This is a genomic window from Agrobacterium rubi TR3 = NBRC 13261, assembly GCF_000739935.1.
Classification (GTDB): domain Bacteria; phylum Pseudomonadota; class Alphaproteobacteria; order Rhizobiales; family Rhizobiaceae; genus Agrobacterium; species Agrobacterium rubi.
The window spans coordinates 106,555-125,638 of record NZ_BBJU01000010.1 but is presented as its reverse complement, the minus strand read 5'-3'; the positions used below and the strand labels follow the sequence as shown (position 1 = coordinate 125,638).

The 19,084-nt window shown below is 57.7% G+C and carries 16 protein-coding genes; 7 read left to right on the top strand and 9 right to left on the bottom strand.

Annotated features, from left to right (window positions below):
• Positions 1-152 precede the first annotated feature (152 nt).
• From motA to RRU01S_RS08540, 6 genes are all read left to right on the top strand, one after another.
• Positions 153-1,025, top strand: coding sequence for a flagellar motor stator protein MotA (motA, locus tag RRU01S_RS08565; protein ID WP_045229929.1), 873 nt, complete (start codon positions 153-155; stop codon positions 1,023-1,025).
• Positions 1,022-1,981, top strand: coding sequence for a FliM/FliN family flagellar motor switch protein (locus RRU01S_RS08560; protein ID WP_412674281.1), 960 nt, complete (start codon positions 1,022-1,024; stop codon positions 1,979-1,981). Before motA ends, RRU01S_RS08560 begins: the two co-directional genes overlap by 4 nt.
• 67 nt (positions 1,982-2,048) lie before the next feature.
• Positions 2,049-2,588, top strand: a complete 540-nt coding sequence (fliN, locus tag RRU01S_RS08555; protein ID WP_045229849.1) for a flagellar motor switch protein FliN — start codon at positions 2,049-2,051, stop codon at positions 2,586-2,588.
• A 27-nt stretch (positions 2,589-2,615) separates the two neighbouring features.
• Positions 2,616-3,659 (top strand): flagellar motor switch protein FliG, encoded by a 1,044-nt coding sequence (gene fliG, locus RRU01S_RS08550; RefSeq protein ID WP_045229848.1) that lies wholly within the window; start codon positions 2,616-2,618, stop codon positions 3,657-3,659.
• A gap of 124 nt (positions 3,660-3,783) precedes the next feature.
• The gene (gene flhB, locus RRU01S_RS08545) at positions 3,784-4,866 is read left to right on the top strand and encodes a flagellar biosynthesis protein FlhB (RefSeq protein ID WP_045229847.1); all 1,083 of its coding nucleotides are present in this window, start codon (positions 3,784-3,786) and stop codon (positions 4,864-4,866) included.
• Between the two features lie 5 nt (positions 4,867-4,871).
• Positions 4,872-5,321, top strand: a complete 450-nt coding sequence (locus RRU01S_RS08540; RefSeq protein WP_045229846.1) for a BspJ family T4SS effector nucleomodulin — start codon at positions 4,872-4,874, stop codon at positions 5,319-5,321.
• A gap of 90 nt (positions 5,322-5,411) precedes the next feature.
• On the opposite strand, the gene RRU01S_RS08535 is transcribed toward RRU01S_RS08540, so the two are convergent.
• Positions 5,412-6,584: a pyridoxal phosphate-dependent aminotransferase gene (locus tag RRU01S_RS08535; RefSeq protein WP_045229845.1), complete on the bottom strand. Its 1,173-nt coding sequence runs from the start codon at positions 6,582-6,584 to the stop codon at positions 5,412-5,414.
• Positions 6,585-6,679: 95 nt separating this feature from the next.
• Positions 6,680-7,123: a large conductance mechanosensitive channel protein MscL gene (gene mscL / locus RRU01S_RS08530; RefSeq protein ID WP_045229844.1), complete on the bottom strand. Its 444-nt coding sequence runs from the start codon at positions 7,121-7,123 to the stop codon at positions 6,680-6,682.
• 208 nt (positions 7,124-7,331) lie between these two features.
• Here mscL and RRU01S_RS08525 point away from each other — a divergent pair, with 208 nt between their 5' ends.
• Positions 7,332-10,841 carry a PAS domain-containing hybrid sensor histidine kinase/response regulator gene (locus RRU01S_RS08525; protein ID WP_045229927.1) on the top strand — a complete coding sequence of 1,170 codons (3,510 nt, stop codon included), beginning with the start codon at positions 7,332-7,334 and terminating at the stop codon, positions 10,839-10,841.
• Between the two features lie 81 nt (positions 10,842-10,922).
• On the opposite strand, the gene RRU01S_RS08520 is transcribed toward RRU01S_RS08525, so the two are convergent.
• From RRU01S_RS08520 to RRU01S_RS08490, 7 genes are all read right to left on the bottom strand, one after another.
• Positions 10,923-12,767, bottom strand: coding sequence for a methyl-accepting chemotaxis protein (locus RRU01S_RS08520; protein ID WP_045229843.1), 1,845 nt, complete (start codon positions 12,765-12,767; stop codon positions 10,923-10,925).
• A 259-nt stretch (positions 12,768-13,026) separates the two neighbouring features.
• Entirely contained in the window at positions 13,027-13,371 is a 345-nt protein-coding gene (gene mnhG, locus RRU01S_RS08515; protein ID WP_045229842.1) for a monovalent cation/H(+) antiporter subunit G, read from the bottom strand.
• Positions 13,368-13,649: a K+/H+ antiporter subunit F gene (locus RRU01S_RS08510; protein ID WP_045229841.1), complete on the bottom strand. Its 282-nt coding sequence runs from the start codon at positions 13,647-13,649 to the stop codon at positions 13,368-13,370. Before RRU01S_RS08510 ends, mnhG begins: the two co-directional genes overlap by 4 nt.
• Complete coding sequence (locus RRU01S_RS08505) at positions 13,646-14,134, bottom strand: Na+/H+ antiporter subunit E (protein ID WP_045229840.1); 489 nt, start codon at positions 14,132-14,134, stop codon at positions 13,646-13,648. Before RRU01S_RS08505 ends, RRU01S_RS08510 begins: the two co-directional genes overlap by 4 nt.
• Entirely contained in the window at positions 14,131-15,777 is a 1,647-nt protein-coding gene (locus RRU01S_RS08500; protein WP_045229839.1) for a monovalent cation/H+ antiporter subunit D, read from the bottom strand. Before RRU01S_RS08500 ends, RRU01S_RS08505 begins: the two co-directional genes overlap by 4 nt.
• A complete protein-coding gene (locus RRU01S_RS08495) occupies positions 15,774-16,109 on the bottom strand; it encodes a Na+/H+ antiporter subunit C (protein ID WP_045229838.1) in 336 nt (111 codons plus the stop codon). The genes RRU01S_RS08500 and RRU01S_RS08495 overlap by 4 nt, the downstream gene beginning before the upstream one ends.
• Positions 16,109-19,027 carry a monovalent cation/H+ antiporter subunit A gene (locus RRU01S_RS08490; RefSeq protein ID WP_045229837.1) on the bottom strand — a complete coding sequence of 973 codons (2,919 nt, stop codon included), beginning with the start codon at positions 19,025-19,027 and terminating at the stop codon, positions 16,109-16,111. The genes RRU01S_RS08495 and RRU01S_RS08490 overlap by 1 nt, the downstream gene beginning before the upstream one ends.
• Between the last annotated feature and the right edge of the window lie 57 nt (positions 19,028-19,084).

The window sequence follows — 19,084 nt, the reverse complement described above, 5'->3', positions numbered from 1 at the left end:
TGAACGCAGCCATCTGGGTCTGCGGGATATTCCGACCGAGTGTCGGCGCTGCCAAAATCACAAGCGCGGCAACGGCGGCTGATAAGCCAGCCTCGCACAAGGCATGTCACCTATTCCTGACATGCGAAATTGGCATCAGACGCGAGCTTCAGATGAACATTCTTATCGGACTAGTGATTACCTTCGGCTGTATTATCGGCGGCTACATGGCCATGGGCGGCCATTTGAACGTGCTGTTCCAGCCGTTCGAGCTTGTCATCATCGGCGGCGCGGGTATTGGCGGCTTTATCATGGCCAACCCCATGAAGGTGGTGAAGGACAGCGGTAAGGCGCTTGGCGAAGCCTTCAAGTTTGCCGTTCCCAAGGAGCGCAACTACCTGGACGTTCTCGGTGTTCTCTACTCGCTGATGCGCGATCTGCGCACGAAGTCGCGCAACGAGATCGAAGCCCATATCGACAACCCCGAGGAATCCTCGATTTTCCAGACCGCTCCATCGGTTCTGAAGAACAAGGAACTGACGTCCTTCATCTGCGACTACGTTCGCCTCATCATCATCGGCAACGCCCGCAGCCATGAGATCGAAGCGCTGATGGACGAAGAAATCGAAACCATTCTGCATGACAAGATGAAGCCGTATCATGCCATTACCGCGATGGGCGATTCCTTCCCCGCCATCGGCATCGTGGCCGCCGTTCTCGGCGTTATCAAAGCCATGGGCAAGATCAATGAATCGCCTGCAGTTCTGGGTGGCCTCATCGGTGCAGCGCTCGTCGGCACCATGCTGGGTATCATCCTGTCCTACTCCATCTGTAATCCGCTGTCGGCGCAGATCAAGATCGTGCGCACCAAGCAGCACCGTCTCTACATCATCGTGAAACAGACCTTGCTCGCCTATATGAACGGCTCGGTTCCGCAGGTTGCGCTGGAATATGGACGCAAGACCATTTCCAACTATGAGCGTCCGTCCATCGATGCCGTTGAACAGGAAATGATGAACCCGGGTGGCGACCAGAAGGCGGCTTGATGATGGCAAATGTTGCCCAGACCACTGTCACGACCATGGAACCGGCGCTTCTCGCAAAGTTGACGGGTGGTCTTGGGGACAGCAAGAAAGTCGCCAAGATAGGTGCCGAAATCGGCCAGCTCTACAGCAATTTCCTGCCCGACATATTCCACAGCGAAACCGGCATCGCCATCGAGGTCGAGTATGTCGGCTGCGAATCTGGCCTGATGACCGATCTCGTTCGCAAGCTCGACAAGGATTTTGCCGTCGCTGACTGCTCGTTGCGCAACTGGTGCTCCAACTTCATGATGGCGACCAGTACCTCTTTCATCATGGCGTTGATGGAGCGGATGCTGGGCGCTGCCTCAGATACGGTCATCGAGCCGGAAGTGCGGGCGCTGTCCCAGATCGAACTGGATCTTGCAGCCCTTGTCATGGGGCGCATCGGTGATGTGCTGCAATCCGGCATCAACGCGCAAGGCAGTTTTGAAGCGACGATCAACCCACCGTTCAACGGCAATGGCAAAAGCGCGTTCGAAGACGCCATGGCTGCACAATTCGGCATGCTGATCCGCCTCAAGGTTGATATCGGCAAGGTGGCTTGCGAAATCGTGTTGGTCGTTCCTCAACGCACGCTGTTGAAGACGACAATCGTTGCGCCCAGACCATCGGCGCAGGCGATAAAGAAGCAGGAAGAGTGGATGGAGATGATTTCCGAGCAGGTAAAGCGCTCGCAGGTCACGCTCGAAGCCAAGATACGCTTGCAGAGCCTGACGCTCAAGACGATCTCGCGGCTGGTCGCCGGTGATGTCATTCCATTCCGCGATATTCGCCAGGACGACATCTGCGTCGAAGTCAGCGCCAATGGCGCCAATATGTACAATTGCGAGTTCGGCCGCGCAGGCGATCGATACACCGTTCGGGTAAAGAATAACGTCTCCACGGATGACGAAATTCTCAGACATTTGATGGGTTAAATCCTGAACGTGCCTCCCCACGAGGCATGGGCAGCTTGACGCAAGTTTCAAAGGGAATAATTAGCGCATGGCTACGAAAAAGACAGCAAAACCCGAAGATGATTTGATGGCTTCGCTCGATGATACGGGCGATCTGGATCAGGCAATTGGCGATCTGCGCGGTGTGCTGAAAAGTGATTCGGAAGGATCGCTTTCGGACTTCGGCGATTTTGGCGACTTCGGTTCGACGACCGCTGAACCGGAAGGTGGCGATCTTGCTGCATTCGGCGGTGGCATGGACACATTCGGAACGTCCGATTTCGGCTCTGCCGAACCGGCCATGGGATCGCCATCGCCATTGGGCAGCGGTCTCTCCGACAATCTCGATCTGATCATGGATATCCCCATCGATGTGCAGATCGTTCTGGGCACCAGCCGCATGCTGGTTTCCGGATTGATGGGACTGGAAGAAGGTGCGACGATCGCTCTTGAGCGCAGAATCGGCGAGCCTGTGGACATCATGGTGAATGGCCGTTGCATCGCGCGTGGCGAGATTACCGTTCTGGAAGATGACGATACACGTTTTGGCGTAAAGCTGATCGAAGTGATGAGTACGAAGAAAGCCTAATCCCTGTGGGGACGGAGAGGAAAGACCATGATGGACTTTGAAGATTTCGGTAACCCTTTAGCAGGGAAACCGTTGTCTCAGGCCGATAAGGCCGCCGCCGTACTTCTGGCGATGGGAAAAGGCGTGGCGGGAAAGCTTCTCAAGTTTTTCACGCAGGCCGAGTTGCAGACCATCATCAATTCAGCCCAGACGCTGCGGGTCATTCCTCCCGATGAACTCGCAGTGATCGTGGCTGAATTCGAAGACCTGTTCACCGAAGGCACTGGCCTTATGGACAATGCCAAGGCCATCGAAAGCATTCTCGAGGAAGGTTTGACACCTGAAGAGGTCGACGGCCTTCTGGGTCGTCGTGCGGCATTCCAGTCCTACGAAACCTCGATCTGGGACCAGCTTCAGGACGCAGACCCGCTGATTATCGGCAAGTTCCTGATGCGCGAGCATCCGCAGACGATTGCCTATATCCTGTCCATGTTGCCTTCGTCTTTCGGTGCGAAGGTTCTTCTGACCATTCCCGACGAGCAGCGCGCCGACATCATGAACCGTACGGTCAACATGAAGGAAGTCAGCCCTGCCGCCACCCAGATCATCGAAAAGCGTGTCCTGAACCTGATCGTGGAACTCGACGCCGAGCGCAACGCAGCCGGTTCGACGAAGGTCGCCGATCTGATGAACGAACTCGACAAGCCGCAGGTCGATACCCTGCTCAGCTCGCTCGAAACGCTCAGCAAGGAAGCCGCCAACAAGGTCAAGCCGAAGATTTTCCTGTTCGAAGATCTTCTCTACATGCCACAGCGCAGCCGCGTGCTTTTGCTCAACGACATTTCCGCCGACATTCTCACCATGGCGCTTCGCGGCGCCACGATGGAAATCAAGGAATGTGTGCTGGCATGCATCAGCCCCCGTCAGCGCCGCATGATCGAATCGGACTTGGCTGTGCCGGCGGCATCGCTCAACACCCGCGAAGTGGCGATCGCTCGCCGCGCCGTTGCACAGGAAGCCATTCGTCTGGCCAATTCCGGCCAGATCCTTCTGAAAGAAGCCGCCGTGGCGGAACAATCCGCCGCAGCCTGATCGTTCGCTGGTCGATAAACCTGTGTGGTAGCCACGGATGGCTTGCGAGCAGAGGTGAGCCTCTGTACCCTACGAATTACGGCCTGCCGATTCCGGCGGGCCTTTTTTGTTCAGGGGACGTGTCTTGTCAGACGGCGAAGACAAAGACAGTAAAACAGAAGACGCAACAGAGAAAAAAATGAGCGATGCGATGGAGAAGGGCAATGTCCCTTCCTCGCACGAAGCCTCTCTCTTTGCCTCGACACTTGCTATTTACATCTATCTCGTTTTCTTCGTTCCCGATGGTATCAAGAGGCTTGGCGAAACGCTCAAAGACATCATCGAGCGCCCGGAACAATGGCGTTTGAACACGGCCGCGGATCTGGTTTCGCTGGGGCTGCACCTGTCGAAAGAAATGAGTGCGCTGTTGATGCCGGCAGCGATCATGCTCGTTGTCTTCGGTCTCGGGCAGGCGTTTGCGCAAAACCTGCCGCAGTTCGTGCTGGATCGAATAACCCCACAGGTGTCGAGAATATCCGTCGTCAAAGGCTTTCAGCGCATCTACAGCGTCAACGGCATGGTCAATTTCGGCAAATCGCTGTTCAAGGTCGTCGTCGTTGCGATCATCATGGTCATGGTTTTGAAGAAGGATTACTACAATCTTCTCAATGCCCTGATGACCGACCCGCACAGCATCATGACGACAGGCTACGAAATCCTGAAAAAGATGGTGATCGTCGTTCTGTTTTCCACCGGCATTCTGGCCGTGGGCGACTACTTCTGGACCAAATACAAATGGCACAGCGACCTGCGCATGACCAAGCAGGAAATCAAGGACGAACACAAACAATCCCAGGGCGACCCTGTCGTCAAGGCCCGTCAGCGCTCGATTGCGCGTGATCGCGCCCGCCGCAGAATGATGGACGGCGTGCCACGCGCCACGCTCGTCATCACCAACCCGACTCACTACGCCGTTGCCCTTCGCTATGTGAAAGAGGAGAGCGACGCGCCGATCGTGGTTGCAAAAGGTCAGGATTTGATCGCATTGAGGATCAGGGAAATCGCGACCGAGAACGGAATACCGATTTTTGAAGACCCGCCACTTGCCCGCTCCATGTTTGCGCAAGTCTCGGTCGATAGTGTCATACCGTCAGTATTTTATAAGGCAGTCGCGGAACTTATCCATAAAGTTTACGCCGCACGCCAAAGCAAAAGACGGGTAAACTGATCAATATGAAAAAGTGCTCATATTCGGCCGAAAGAGAAGAAATATTGGCTCGCGCGATTAGCCCTGTGGCCGCCGAGCTTCGTATGATCGATGCGGGAGATCTGATCTCACTATTGAAATTTGAATATTACAGCAGCCTTTCCGATCTGGTGGATTCGGCTGCCGAGCTCTATTTCCATCCCGGCACGGTCTATTTCGGAATTGGTGGCGATTATTCGCTCGACTGGGACACCTATCCCGAAATCACGCTGGATCTGGAAATCAAGCCGAAGGGCGTGACCATCTATGCACAGCTGATGCTGGGCAAGGATCAGGCCTGTGTGAATATCAATCACATCAATTTCCAGAACCCGTCGACCGATCCGAATGAAAACACGGCATTTCTAGCCGATAGTCTGCGTCATGCGGCCTTCTATCGCACGACCGACAAGCCCGCCGCCACCATGACGCATTAGGCGCAACGCGCGCCGAACTTCTACATCCATGACATCGAGAAGCAGCTACCGACAATCATACTCGATTCTCGGTAGCTGGTTTTCCCGGTGTCAGAGGCTCTTGCCGAGAATGTAGCGCGACAGCCGATCTGCGGCGTCTTCGATCTGTGCCGGATTGCGCAGGAAGCAGGCGCGCAGGAACAGCTCTCCCCCTGAACCGAAGGCTGTGCCGGGTGCCAGACCGACGCCGACCTTGTCGACGATGTCGAAGGCGGCTGCGCGGCTATCGGTGACACCATCGATTTTCAGGAACGCGTAAAGCGCCCCATCGGGTTTGAGCGTTTCGACGCGATTGGTGGCAATCAGCGCATCGCAGAGAATGTCGCGGGATTGGGCGGCGCGGGCGAAATTCTGTTTGATGAAGTCATCTCCATGATCGAGCGCTGCAATGGCGCCACGCTGCATGAACTGCGCCACACCTGAGGTGGAATACTGGATGAGATTTTCGATGACCTGCCCGATTTCAGGCGGTGCGACGAGCCAGCCGACGCGCCAGCCGGTCATCGACCAGTTTTTCGAGAAGGAATTGGCAAACACGATCCGGTCGCCATCTTCCATGATGTCGAGGAAGGATGACGCGCGGGTCCCGGCATAATGGTAGAGCGCGTAAATCTCGTCGGCGATGATCCAGAGACCATGCTTGCGGGCGAGGGTTAGAATATCGCGCAGGTTATCGAGCGTCGCCGTCCAGCCGGTCGGGTTGGATGGGGTGTTGATGAACAGCGCCTTGGTCTTCGGCGTGATCGCCTGTTCCAGCTTGGCGACATCGATATCCCATTTGCCGTTGGTGAAATCGATACCCACAGGCACCGCCTTGGCACCGGCCACGCCGATGGCCGCGACGATATTGGGCCATGTCGGCGTGAGGTACACAAGCTCGTCCCCCGGCGATGTCAGCGCTTGCACGGCAAGGACGATGGCCTGCATACCGGAACCGGTAACGTAGAAATGGTCGGACGAGAGGCTGGCCGCAAAGTGGCGCTGGTAGTAACGGCTCAGCGCCTCGCGCAGTTCTGGAATGCCGCGCTGCCAGGTGTAGAAGGTCTCGCCGCCCGCCAGCGCATCTGCCGCCGCCTGTGCGATGAAGGCAGGCGTTGGAAGATCGCCTTCGCCGACCCAGAGCGGCAAAAGGTTTTCGCGCGCATGGGCGTATTTCTTGACCTCGACGATGCCGCTTTCAGGCGCAGCCAGAGAACGGGCACTTAGACTTTGCAGAACCGACATGAAAAAAGGCACTCCAGTGTGAGTGCCTTCTTTAGCGCATGAAAAGCCTGTCTTGCATGATATTCCGTGAAGAGATCACGGATTTTTCTGATGGATCAGATGCGATTGGTGCCAGAAGTTTTCAGCAGATCGCGGATTTCCATGAGAAGACGCACGTCTTCCGGCGGCGGAGCAGGTTCCTTCTTTTCCTCGATCTTCTGACGCTCGACCGACGAGCGCAGCTTGTTCACGCCCTTGACCATCAGGAAGATGATCCAGGCGAGGATGACGAAGTTGATGACGACGGTGAGGAAGTTGCCATAGGCGAAAACCGCACCCTGCTCACGCGCAGCGGCAAGCGACTCAGCGGTTACTTTCGAGCTCAGCGGCAGGAAGTAATTGGCAAAATCGAACCCGCCGAAGATGGCGCCAACAATCGGCATGATCAGATCGTTGACCACCGATTCGACGATCTTGCTGAAGGCAGCGCCGATGATCACACCCACGGCGAGGTCCATGACGTTGCCGCGGGCGATAAAGGTTTTAAATTCGTTGAGCATTCAGATGTCCCTCTTTAAAGCCCTCTCTCAGCCGTCGCATCCGCGACGGCCAACGCACAATAACATCCAATTTTCGAATGTGCAGATATACGCAACAAAAACACGATTGGTTCCGCCATCTTAAACTTTATGCCAAGGCCTGGCCAATTCTCATTTTTGTGGAACTGTCCTATGCTCGACCGCGAGGACGGTGGGGGAGAACAGCCAGGTGCTTCCGGGGTGGGTCATATTCGGTTCGGCATTCGCCTATATTCTGCTGCTGTTTGCAGTAGCAAGTTATGGCGACGCCAAGAGCCGTGGCAAGCCGCCCTCGAAAAAGGGCAGGCCCATTGTCTATGCGCTGAGCCTTGCGATCTACTGCACATCATGGACCTATTTCGGCGGCGTGGGTCTGGCGTCCGAGCGCGGGCTTGAGTTCCTCGGCATCTATACCGGACCGATCCTCGCCTTCACATTGGGCATGCCCATCCTGCGGCGCATCGTGGAACTGGCGAAGGCCGAAAAGTTGACCTCGGTCGCCGATTTCATCGCGGCCCGCTATGGCAAGAATCCGACGGTGGCGACGTTGGTCTCGATCATCGCGCTGGTCGGGGCCATTCCCTATATCGCCTTGCAGCTGAAAGCCGTGTCCAACTCGGTCGCCGCCATGGTGGACCCGAGCGATTACGGGATTGGCAGCGGCAACCTCTATTTCCTCGATCTGCCGCTGCTGGTGACGGTCGTCATGGCTGGGTTTGCCGTCATCTTCGGCACCCGCCACACGGATGCAACGGAGCATCAGGACGGGCTGATCCTCGCCATTTCAATGGAATCGGTCGTCAAGCTGGTCGCCATCTGTACGGCGGGTGTCTATGTCGTGTTCTTCCTATTCGACGGTCCGTCGCAGCTCTGGGAACTGGCGTCGAAGAACGAACAGGTCATGCAGGCCATGTCCTACCAGACACCGATCAGCCGCTGGATCGTGCTGACGCTGCTCTCGGCCTTCGCGATCATTCTCCTGCCGCGCCAGTTCCATGTAACGGTGGTGGAGAACCGCACGCCGAACGAGTTGCGCATGGCGGGGCTGCTGTTTCCGCTCTACCTCATCGCCATCAACATCTTCGTGCTGCCGATTGCCATTGCCGGGCTGCTGACGCTGGGTAGCAGCGGTGACGCCGATCTCTATGTGCTGCAATTGCCACTGGTGAACCAGATGCCGGTGGTGTCGCTGGTCACCTTCATCGGTGGCTTCTCGGCGGCAACCGCCATGGTCATCGTCGCTTCAGTCGCTCTCTCCATCATGGTCTCCAATGATATCGTGATGCCGATTTTCCTGCGGCAGAAGCTGTTGAACCGCACCGCGCATCGCGACGACTTTGCCAAGACGCTGCTGAACATTCGCCGTACCGCTATCTTCGCGGTTCTGCTCTTGGGCTATGCCTATTATCGCGCCGCAGACAGCGCGTCGGGTCTCGCCTCCATCGGTTTGCTGGCATTCGCGGCAATCGCGCAAATGGCACCGTCCCTACTGGGCGGGCTCGTCTGGCGGCGGGCCAATGCGCGCGGGGCCATTGCGGGCCTGAGTTCAGGGTTCTTCGTCTGGGGTTATCTGCTGTTTCTGCCCAGCCTCGGCGGGCCTGACAATTCCCACATCGCGACGACGGTTCTGAGCTTCCTGCTGCCCGGCGTAACCGTGTTCAGCGGTCCCGGCGCTGACCCACTGGTCAACGCCGTCACGCTCAGCCTGCTGGTCAATTGCGCCGCCTTCGTGCTGGGGTCGCTGTCGCGCAATCCGCGCCCAGTGGAGCGCATCCAGTCGGGCATTTTCGTGAAGCGCCATTCGCGATCGCAATTTGCGACGCGCGGCTGGAAAACGCGCGTCAGCGTGGGTGATCTCAAGACGGCGGTGGCACGCTATCTGGGCGAGGAGCGCATGCTGCGCTCGCTGTCGGCCTACGAGAAAACCGCCGGGCGCAAGCTGGAAGATGACCAGCCGGCAGACATGGCCCTTATTCATTTTTCCGAACAATTGCTGGGCAGTGCCATCGGCTCGTCTTCGGCGCGGCTGGTGCTGTCGCTGATCCTGCAGAAGGTGGAGGATACCAGTGCCGACACGGTCTGGCTGCTGGATCAGGCCAGCGAAGCGCTGCAATATAATCAGGACATGCTGCAAACGGCGCTGGCGCAGATGGAGCAGGGGATTGCCGTGTTCGATAGTTCGCAGCAACTGACCATCTGGAACCGCCGGTTCCGCACGCTGCTGGACCTGCCGGAACAGTTCGGGCGCGTGGGTCTGCCGCTCAACGAGATCGTTGCGATGCTGGAAGAGCGCGGCGATATCGCAGCGGGTCAGCAAAAGCAGACCATCGACCTGTTCCTGACCATGGACATGCCGTTCTCGCTGGTGCTGGCGGGAGGTGCTCGCATCATCGAGGTGCGCTCCAATGCCATGCCGGACAAGGGCATCGTCGCGACCTTCACCGACATCACCCAGCGGGTAGCAAGCGATCAGGCGCTGAAGCAGGCAAACGAAACACTGGAGCAGCGGGTGGAAGAGCGCACCGGCGAGTTGACGCGGGTGAACCATGAGTTGGCCGAGGCACGGGCCGCTGCCGACGAGGCCAATATCGGCAAGACGCGCTTCTTCGCTGCTGCCGGACACGACATTCTCCAGCCGCTCAACGCGGCCCGGCTTTATTCGTCGGCGCTGGTGGAGCGGGTGGGCGCGTCTGAGAACGGCTCCCTTGTCCAGAACATCGATTCGGCGCTGGAATCCGTTGAAACGATCCTGGGGGCGGTACTCGATATATCCCGCCTCGATACGGGCTCGATGAAACCGCGTATGGCATCGGTCCCACTCAATGATCTGTTCAAACGCGTCGAGACGGATTTCGCGCCCTTGGCACGGGAGAGAAACCTCGAACTGATCGTCATGCCCACCTCGCTGACGGTGAAGTCCGATATCAACCTGCTGCGCCGCCTCGTGCAGAACCTCGTCTCCAATGCCATCAAATATACCATTTCCGGCAAGGTCATCGTCGGCGTCCGCCGCCGGGGCAAGGAAGCAATCATTCAGGTCTCCGATTCCGGCATCGGCATCCCGTCTTCCAAGTTCCGCACCATCTTCAAGGAGTTTGCGCGGCTGGACGAGGGGGCAAAGACGGCCGCGGGCCTTGGCCTTGGGCTTTCCATCGTGGACCGGCTGTCACGGATATTGCACCACCCCGTTCACCTCTCGTCCGTTCAGGGCAAAGGTACGACGTTTCGGGTGCATCTGCCGCGTGAAGTCACCCAGGGTCGCGCTCCAAAAACGGTGGAGCGCAATGCTCCGCGCCCGATTGCTCAACAGATGCGGGGCTTTCGTATCCTGTGCATCGACAACGAACCGAAGATACTGGAAGGCATGGCACTGCTGATGTCCGGCTGGGGGTGCGAGGTCGCCCAAGCAGCCTCGCTTGCCGCCGTCTACGATACCTTGGCTAACCAGATCGAGCCTCCCGATATGATCGTTGCCGATTACCATCTGGATGATGGCGATGGGATAGATGCTGTCCTTCGCCTCCGGCGTCTGTATCAGAGGGACATTCCAGCCCTTCTCATCACCGCCGACCGCACCCCGGAAGTGCGCGCGCAAGCGGAAAAGGAAGGAATCGCCGTTCAGCACAAGCCCGTCCGGCCCGCAGCCTTGCGCGCCTATATCAACCAAGTGTTCAGCGTGACGCGGGCAGCGGCGGAATAAGAGTAGAACTGAACGCCGCGCAACGAAAAGGGCCGCCCGAAAATCGAGCGGCCCTTGAATTCACATGATCAGCTGTTGACCTTATGCAGCGCGGTTGTAACGAGCCTGCTGCTGGTTCGGTTGACCGATCTGGAAGCGTTGCACCAGGCCGAGCAGGGCTTCGACCTCTTCAGACAGCATCTGGGTTGCAGCACTGGACTCTTCGGCCATCGCTGCGTTCTGCTGGGTCATCTGGTCCATCTGGTTGACGGAGCCGTTGACTTCCTGAAGCGCAGACGATTGGTCCGCCGTGGCTGTCGCGATGGTCTCGACGTGTTTGCTGACGACGACGATCTGCTGGCTGATGTCGGACAGAACCTGCCCGGCTTCCTGCACCAGAAGCGCGCCTGTGCCGACTTCGGTGGTGGACTGGTTGATCAGCGTCTTGATTTCGCGTGCGGCATCTGCCGAACGCTGGGCAAGCTCGCGAACTTCCTGAGCGACCACGGCAAAGCCCTTGCCGGCTTCACCGGCACGTGCAGCCTCGATACCGGCATTCAGCGCCAGCAGGTTGGTCTGGAAGGCGATGTCGTCGATAACCTCGATGATCTGTTCGATCTTCTTGGACGCGTCTTCGATACGACCCATCGCGTCGATGGCGTTCTTCACGACCGAGCCTGAGCTGTCGGCGCTCTGTTGCGTGATGCGAACAGCCTGGTTGGCTTCACGAGCACGTTCAGCCGAAGACTTCACGGTCACGGTGATTTCCTCGACAGCCGCTGCGGTTTCTTCCAGCGAAGCCGCCTGCGATTCCGTGCGGCGGGACAGGTCATTGGAGGATTCGCGCATTTCCATGCCGTTGTGCTGAATGACCAGCGTTCTCTCACGGATTTGCGCCAGAACGTCCTTCAGGTTAGCGAGCGAATTGTTGAAGTCCGAACGCAACTGCTCGAGACGACCGGAGAACGGCGTGTCGATTGTCTGCGTCAGGTCACCCTGCGACAGGCGGGCAAGGCCACCGGCCAGCTGTGTGACGGCGTAGTCGATTTGACGGTCCGTCTCGCGCTTTTCGGCATCGTTGCGGCCACGTTCTGCTTCCGCTTCGGCACGTTCCTCGACACTGCGTCCTTCCATGACGAGCTTCTCGTGTGCATTGTCGCGGAAGACTTCGAGAGCGCGGGCAATGTTGCCGAATTCGTTCTTGCGCTGGGTGTAAGGAATTTCCGTATCAAGCTTGCCTTCCGACAGCGACTTGACCGCATTCGTCAGCAGACCGAGTGGGCGTAGCGAACGGTTGATGGCATAGTAGCCAAGCGCACCGAACACCACCATGACGCCGAAACCGCACCAAAGGACGATGTTGCGCAGACCATCGATATGCGACTGATAGACCGTCATGGGGACGCCGACGAAAAGAATGCCGACAGCAGCCCCGGACTTGGACAGAACTGGAACGTAGCCGGTCATGTAGTCGGTACCGAACAGCTTTGCCTCGCCGAAATAGGACTCACCCTTTGAGACCTTTGTATAGGCGGGATGCTCAAGCGACAGCTTGGTGCCGACAGCGCGCTCACCCTTTTCGTTTTTCACGTTGGTAGAGACGCGGACATAGTCCGTGCCCTGTGTCTGGAACACTGTGGCAACGCCCCCGTTGGCCAAACCAGTGCGATCCACCAGATCGAAATCCAGCAAGGTGCCGATGCTCGGCCTGCTAACGGATTTGAGATTTCCGTTTTCCATGGCAACCGTCGCACCGCCGACCTTCATTTCATAAAGAATAGCCATGCTTCTGACAGCACGTCGCGTGTCCAGAATGGCGCTCTCCATGACATCGTCCTTCAATCGGAAATAGGTCGAAGTACCGACGGCAAAAATGCCAAGAAAAATAAGTCCGATAGTCAGACAAACCATCTGAACAACTATCGATCTCGAAAAGAAACTCGCCATACATATGTCCCCGAGAAATACTGAATTTTGCCACAATGGACGAAAACAGTTAAAATTCAGGGAATATTTCCCGGCGTAAATACACGATATCGTTGAGCTTTTGCGCCTATTTGATAAGCGCCAAATATAGGAATTTCCTGCAATATTAGGCGATTTGTCGTAAAAGCAGCCAAAGATGCCTGTTACAGCCCGTCATTTTTTTGCTTCGTCATGACTTGTTAGCGCAACGCAAGGTCGCGGGAACGTCTCTCGACTAGGGTCACAGGCTCTGACGGCTGTTCGGATCCTGTTCGGCACGGTCGCGGTAGAGCGCAGCACGGCCCAACAGCATCAGCGAGACCGGGGTGGTAACGGTCATGAAAATGCCGATGAAGATTTCCTGGAAAACGGGTCGCTCGCCGGAGACTGAAAAGTAGATGACCGAAGCGATAACGATGCCACCCGTTCCCCAGCTGGTTCCAAGGGTAGGGGCGTGCAGACGCTCATAAAAACTCTGAAACTTGGCAAAGCCGATCGTTCCGATGAGTGTCAGCGATGAACCCAGGAGAACGAAGATGGCGACAAGGATTGCCGCCCAGAGCGGGAATTCGGCAGCGCTGCTCATTCGATGACCTCTCCACGCATCATGAATTTCGATAGGGCCACCGTCGAGACAAAGCCGAGAATGGCGATCAGCAGGGCGGCGGTGAAATAGACGTCGTTGCCGGTGCGAAGCCCGAACAACAGCACCAGAAGCATGGCATTCACATAGAGCGTGTCGACGCCGAGCACCCGGTCCTGCGCGCGTGGGCCAATCGCGATGCGATAGACAGATATTGCCATGGCACTTGCGAGAAACAACTGGGCGATCGAAAACGACCAGAAAAGGATAACCGAACTCATTCGAATATCTCCATCAGCATTTTTTCATATCGGCCTTTGATAAGGCCGTGCCAATAAGCCTCGTTCATCTCGTCCAGCACGTGGATGAGCAGCGTGCCTTGAGATGAATTATATTCCAGCCACGCACTGCCGGGCGTCGCGGTTAGCACCACCGCCAGCACGGAAAGCCCCATCGGATCGCGCAGTTCCAGAGGAAGCGTGAGAAAGCCCGAACGAATTTTCCGCTCGCGCCGAAACAGAATGATCGATGCAACGGCGATGTTGGAGCGGATGATATCGGACAAGACGATCGCCGCCAGCTTGACCACCAGATGCCAGTTGCGGATGCGTGGCTTTGGCGGACGCAATGACGCCATGGCCCAGGATGCCACCATTGCGACGGCAGTTCCAAGCAGGAGGTGACCGGGCGAAAAGCTGTTGATCGTCATCCAGAAGAAGATGAGCGAGAGCGTCAGCAGCGGATAGGGCAGGATACGGCCAATCATGGCGCGGCCTCCCGACCACTGTCTGCGCGTGGCGCAGACATGACACCTTGAATGTAGCTTTCGGGAAGACTGCCGATGCGCGCCGTTTCCTGCAGGTAGCGCATGACAGGACCGGCCGCGATGGTCATCGCCAGCGTCATGGCCAAAAGCAGCAGAACCGGCGCGATTTCGATGACGAGAACACGCGGCACCGTGCCTTCGAGCGATCCCCAGAAGGTGCGGATACCTGCACGCGTCATGGAAATCAGCGCGGCAAGACCGGAAAAGACGATGAGGAAGACGAGCCACCAGGACAGGGTCGAAACCGTATCGTTGGCACCTAGCCCTGATGGGTTGAGGATGGCGGAGAGCATAGAGAACTTGGCGATGAAGCCGGATAGCGGCGGCAAACCGGCCAGAAGAATACCGCAGGCGGCAAAGCAGACACCGAGCACCGCCATGGTGCCGGGCATGGTGACGCCGACCTCGTCTTCCTCCTCGTCCTCCTCGCCCTCGCCGTAAGCTTCCATCGTCACGGCCAGAACGTTGGCACCGGCGTCCTGTCCACGTTCCACAAGCTCGATCAGCATGAAGAAGGCGCTGATCGTCAAGGTCGAGCTGATGAGATAATAAAGCGCACCGGCAGCAACCAGTGGATTGCCCGTGCCCATCGCGGCAAGAAGCGTTCCCGATGATACCAGCACCGAAAAGCCAGCAAGGCGCCCGAGGGCCTGCGAAGCCAGTACGCCGATGGTGCCGAACACGATGGTGGCGATACCACCGACCAGAAGTGCATCGTGACCGAAACCCGCCGACGCGCCAGCCGTCTCACCGAACAGAAGGAAAGACAGGCGCGCAATGACGTAAATGCCGACCTTGCTCATGATCGCGAAAATGGCAGCGACGGGTGCCGATGCGGCGGTGTAGGCGGACGGCAGCCAAAAGTTCAACGGCCACATGCCAGCCTTGACGAGGAACGCCACGCCGAGCACTGCGGCGCCCGTTTCCAAGAGCATCCGCTGGTCCGGGTTCAGACCTGCGATACGCTGGGCCAGATCACCCATGTTGAGGGTACCGGTGACGCCGTAGATGAGGCTGACGCCGATCAGGAAGAACAACGCGGCAACAAGGTTGATGGCGATGTAGTGCAGCCCAGCCTTGACGCGCAGAGGCCCGGAACCGTGCAAAAGCAGACCGTAAGAAGCGGCCAGCATCACTTCGAAGAAAACAAAAAGGTTGAACAGATCGCCCGTCAGAAACGCGCCGTTCACACCCATTAGCATCAGATGAAACAGAGAATGGAAATGCGCACCGGCCTTATGCCATTTCGCCAGTGAATAGATGAGCGAGGGAATGGCTAGCAGTGCTGCCAGCAAAACCATCAGGCCGGAAAGCCGGTCTGCGACCAGAACGATACCGAAGGGGGCGGGCCAGTTTCCGAGAAGATAAACGCCGGTCGAGATGACAGCGGCGACTTCCGTGTTGATCGTCGAATTGACTTCGATGAACAGCGCAATGGCGACGGCCAGCAGAATGAAGGTCGAGATCACGCTGACAGCGGCCTTGGTGGCACGCTTGCGCTCGTCGATGAACAGCAGAATGGCACCCGTTATCAGCGGCACCAGAATGGGCGCGACGACGATGTGGGCGGGGAAGAAATTCACTTCGTTTCCCTCCCGTCGACATGGTCAGTGCCGGTCAGGCCGCGCGCAGCCAGCAGCACGACGAGGAAGAGTGCCGTCGTTGCAAATCCGATCACGATGGCCGTCAGCACCAGCGCCTGCGGCACGGGATCGGTCAGCGTGGAGGTGATGACGCCATCCAGCAGCAGCGGCGGTGCATTGGTCTTGATGCCGCCGACACCAAAGATGAAAAGATTGACGGCATAGGACAGCAGCGAAAGGCCGATGATGACCTGATAGGTGCGCGGACGCAGGATGAGCCAGACACCCGATCCCGTCATGACACCGATACCCAGGGCAAGAATGAGTTCCATTACGCCTCCTCCGCTTTTGAGACGTCCGGCACACGTATCTTATAATTACGCAGCGATTGGTGCGCCAATGCTATCAGAATAAGAACGGTTGCGCCGACGACGAGGGCGAAAACGCCAAGGTCGAAGAGCAGTGCCGTGGCTGTCGGCATTTTGCCGATATAGGGGATCTCAGTGTATTGGAAGTACGACGTGAGGAACGGGTAGCCTAAGAACCAAGACCCCATGCCCGTCGCGGCCGACATCAACAGACCAAAGCCCATCCAGCGCAATGGCAGAATGCGGATGCGATCTTCCGCCCAGCGCGTGCCGCCTGCCAGATATTGCAGCAGGAATGCAACCGCCATGGTGATGCCGGCAGAGAAGCCGCCGCCGGGGAGGTCGTGGCCGCGCATGAACAGATAGATCGAAAAGGTCACGATAACCGGGAACATCCATTGCATGATGACGGATGGCACCAGCAGATAGTCACGAACCGTGTCGCCCTTGCTGCGTTCCGGGCTATCCGCGTCGAAAGCGTTCTGGATAAGCTGCTGCTCTGGCAGGCCGATGCTTTCTTGCGCAGGGCGGAAACGACGCAGGAGAGAGAAGACAGTAAGACCGACGATGGCGAGAACCGCAATTTCACCCATCGTATCAAAGCCGCGGAAATCGACCAGGATGACGTTGACGACATTGGTGCCGCCACCCTCGCTATAGGCTTTTTCGAGGAAAAAGTTGGCGATGGTGTTGGGCACCGGCAACGTCATCACGGCAAAGGCAATGACGCTCATGCCGATACCGCAGAAGACGGCGAGAAGAAAATCGCGCCCGCGACGAAGCTGCGATGGCAGTTCGTTGTTGTTGTCGACCTTGACCATACGCTTGGGCAACCAGCGCAGGCCAAGCAGGATGAGAACCAGCGTAACGATTTCGACCAGCAACTGGGTGATGGCCAGATCGGGTGCCGATAGCCACACGAAGGTGAGGCAGGTAACGAGGCCGGAGACGCCCAGCATGACGAGGGCGGCCAACCGGTGATACTTGGCCTGCCACGCAGCACCCATGGCCGCGATCATGCCGATGGCCCACAGGATTGCGAAAATCGGATCGAACGTCGTCACACTCGGTAGCGTCAGCGAAAAATTGGACGACGCGAGCGGCGAGAAACCGGCAATCAGGGCAACCAGGATCAACATGCGCAACTGCGGCTGCAACCGGCGTGTCCCCAGCGTGCTTTCCGCCCAGCGCGCCCATTTCCATGAGACCGTGACCATGACGCGCTCGAAGATTCGCTGTCCGCGCAGATGACGGAAAAATGGAGGGCCGTCTTCGCAGCGGGCGAAATATCCGCCCAGCAACGCGTAGATCGCAACACCACCAACCAGTGCGACGAGGCTCATCATGAGCGGAAGATTGAAACCGTGCCAGATCGACAGGCTGTAGACCGGGGTCTGCGGCCCCAGCACTGACAGCACCGCCGAATGCAGGAACGGACCGATAGACAGGCTGGGCACCACGCCGACGATCAGGCAGGCCAGAACCAGGAATTCGATGGGAAAGCGCATCCAGCGCGGTGGTTCATGCGGCTTTGGGTTTGGAATATCGTGTGGTGGCGGGCCGAAGAAGACCGTGTGGATGAAACGCAGCGAATAGGCCACGGCAAAAGCGCCAGATAGCGTCGCGACATAGGGCAGCATCTTGTCCAGCAGGGAATCCGCATGGGTTTCCACCGATTCTGCAAAGAACATTTCCTTGGACAGGAAGCCGTTGAAGAGCGGAACCCCGGCCATGGCAGCACTCGCCGCCATGGCAAGCGTGGCTGTCGCGGGTAAGAACCGGTAGAGCCCGCTCAAGCGCCGCATATCCCGGGTGCCGGTCTCATGGTCGATGATGCCGGCTGCCATGAACAGCGATGCCTTGAAGGTGGCGTGGTTCATCATGTGGAAGATGGCAGCAACGGCTGCAAGCGGGCTCCCAAGGCTGAGCAGTGTGGTGATGAGACCCAGATGGCTGATGGTGGAATAGGCAAGCAGCCCCTTCAGATCCTGCTGGAACATGGCGAAGTAAGCGCCGAGCAGCAATGTCGAGATGCCGGCAAATCCCACCAGCCAGAACCACTCCTGCGTTCCCGCCAACACTGGCCACAACCGCACCAGCAAAAACACACCTGCTTTCACCATGGTTGCCGAATGCAGATAGGCGGAAACCGGTGTCGGCGCGGCCATCGCGTTGGGAAGCCAGAAGTGGAACGGGAACTGCGCACTTTTCGTCAGCGCACCGATGAGAATGAGGACCAGCGCCGGAACATAAAGCGAGTGGGCGCGGATATCGGCACCCTTGGCGATGATGGCATCCAGATCATAGCTTCCAGCCATGTGGCCGAGGATCAGTAAACCGGCCAGAAGGCAGAAGCCACCGATGCCGGTGACGGTGAGCGCCATGCGAGCGCCGTCGCGTGCCGTGGCATTGTGATGCCAGTATCCGATCAGCAGAAACGAGAAGATGCTGGTCATTTCCCAGAAGATCGACAGCAAGATCACATTGCCGGACAAGACGATGCCGAGCATTGAGCCCATGAAGGACAGGAAAAACGCGAAGAAGCGCGGAATGGGATCTTCCGCAGACATATAGTAGCGCGCGTAAAGAACCACCAAAAGGCCGATGCCGGTGATCAAGACGGCGAACATCCAGGCAAATCCATCAAGCCGGAGCGTGAAGTTCAGGCCCAGTTGCGGAAGCCACTCCACATCGTATTTGAGAACGGTCCCGCCTTTGACACTGCTATAGAGCAGAATGGTCGTTACGAGACTGAACAGTGAAATGCCCGCGGCAACTGCCACAGGGGCACGGGCCGCACCGTCTCTCGGCATCATCGCAGTGATGATACTGCCGATGAAGGGGAGGGCAATCAGAATGGGAAGGAGAACATTAAGACTCATATAGAATGGCAATTTTTTCTGGCGTTACGATGTGGCGGTTCCTTTTCCCGTCAGCTT

Coding starts and splice junctions, on each gene's coding strand:
- motA (WP_045229929.1), top strand. CDS start 153: ATGAACATTCTTATCGGACTAGTGATTACCTTCGGCTGTATTATCGGC.
- fliN (WP_045229849.1), top strand. CDS start 2,049: ATGGCTACGAAAAAGACAGCAAAACCCGAAGATGATTTGATGGCTTCG.
- fliG (WP_045229848.1), top strand. CDS start 2,616: ATGATGGACTTTGAAGATTTCGGTAACCCTTTAGCAGGGAAACCGTTG.
- RRU01S_RS08540 (WP_045229846.1), top strand. CDS start 4,872: ATGAAAAAGTGCTCATATTCGGCCGAAAGAGAAGAAATATTGGCTCGC.
- RRU01S_RS08535 (WP_045229845.1), bottom strand. CDS start 6,584: ATGTCGGTTCTGCAAAGTCTAAGTGCCCGTTCTCTGGCTGCGCCTGAA.
- mscL (WP_045229844.1), bottom strand. CDS start 7,123: ATGCTCAACGAATTTAAAACCTTTATCGCCCGCGGCAACGTCATGGAC.
- RRU01S_RS08520 (WP_045229843.1), bottom strand. CDS start 12,767: ATGGCGAGTTTCTTTTCGAGATCGATAGTTGTTCAGATGGTTTGTCTG.
- mnhG (WP_045229842.1), bottom strand. CDS start 13,371: ATGAGCAGCGCTGCCGAATTCCCGCTCTGGGCGGCAATCCTTGTCGCC.
- RRU01S_RS08510 (WP_045229841.1), bottom strand. CDS start 13,649: ATGAGTTCGGTTATCCTTTTCTGGTCGTTTTCGATCGCCCAGTTGTTT.
- RRU01S_RS08505 (WP_045229840.1), bottom strand. CDS start 14,134: ATGATTGGCCGTATCCTGCCCTATCCGCTGCTGACGCTCTCGCTCATC.
- RRU01S_RS08495 (WP_045229838.1), bottom strand. CDS start 16,109: ATGGAACTCATTCTTGCCCTGGGTATCGGTGTCATGACGGGATCGGGT.
- RRU01S_RS08490 (WP_045229837.1), bottom strand. CDS start 19,027: ATGAGTCTTAATGTTCTCCTTCCCATTCTGATTGCCCTCCCCTTCATC.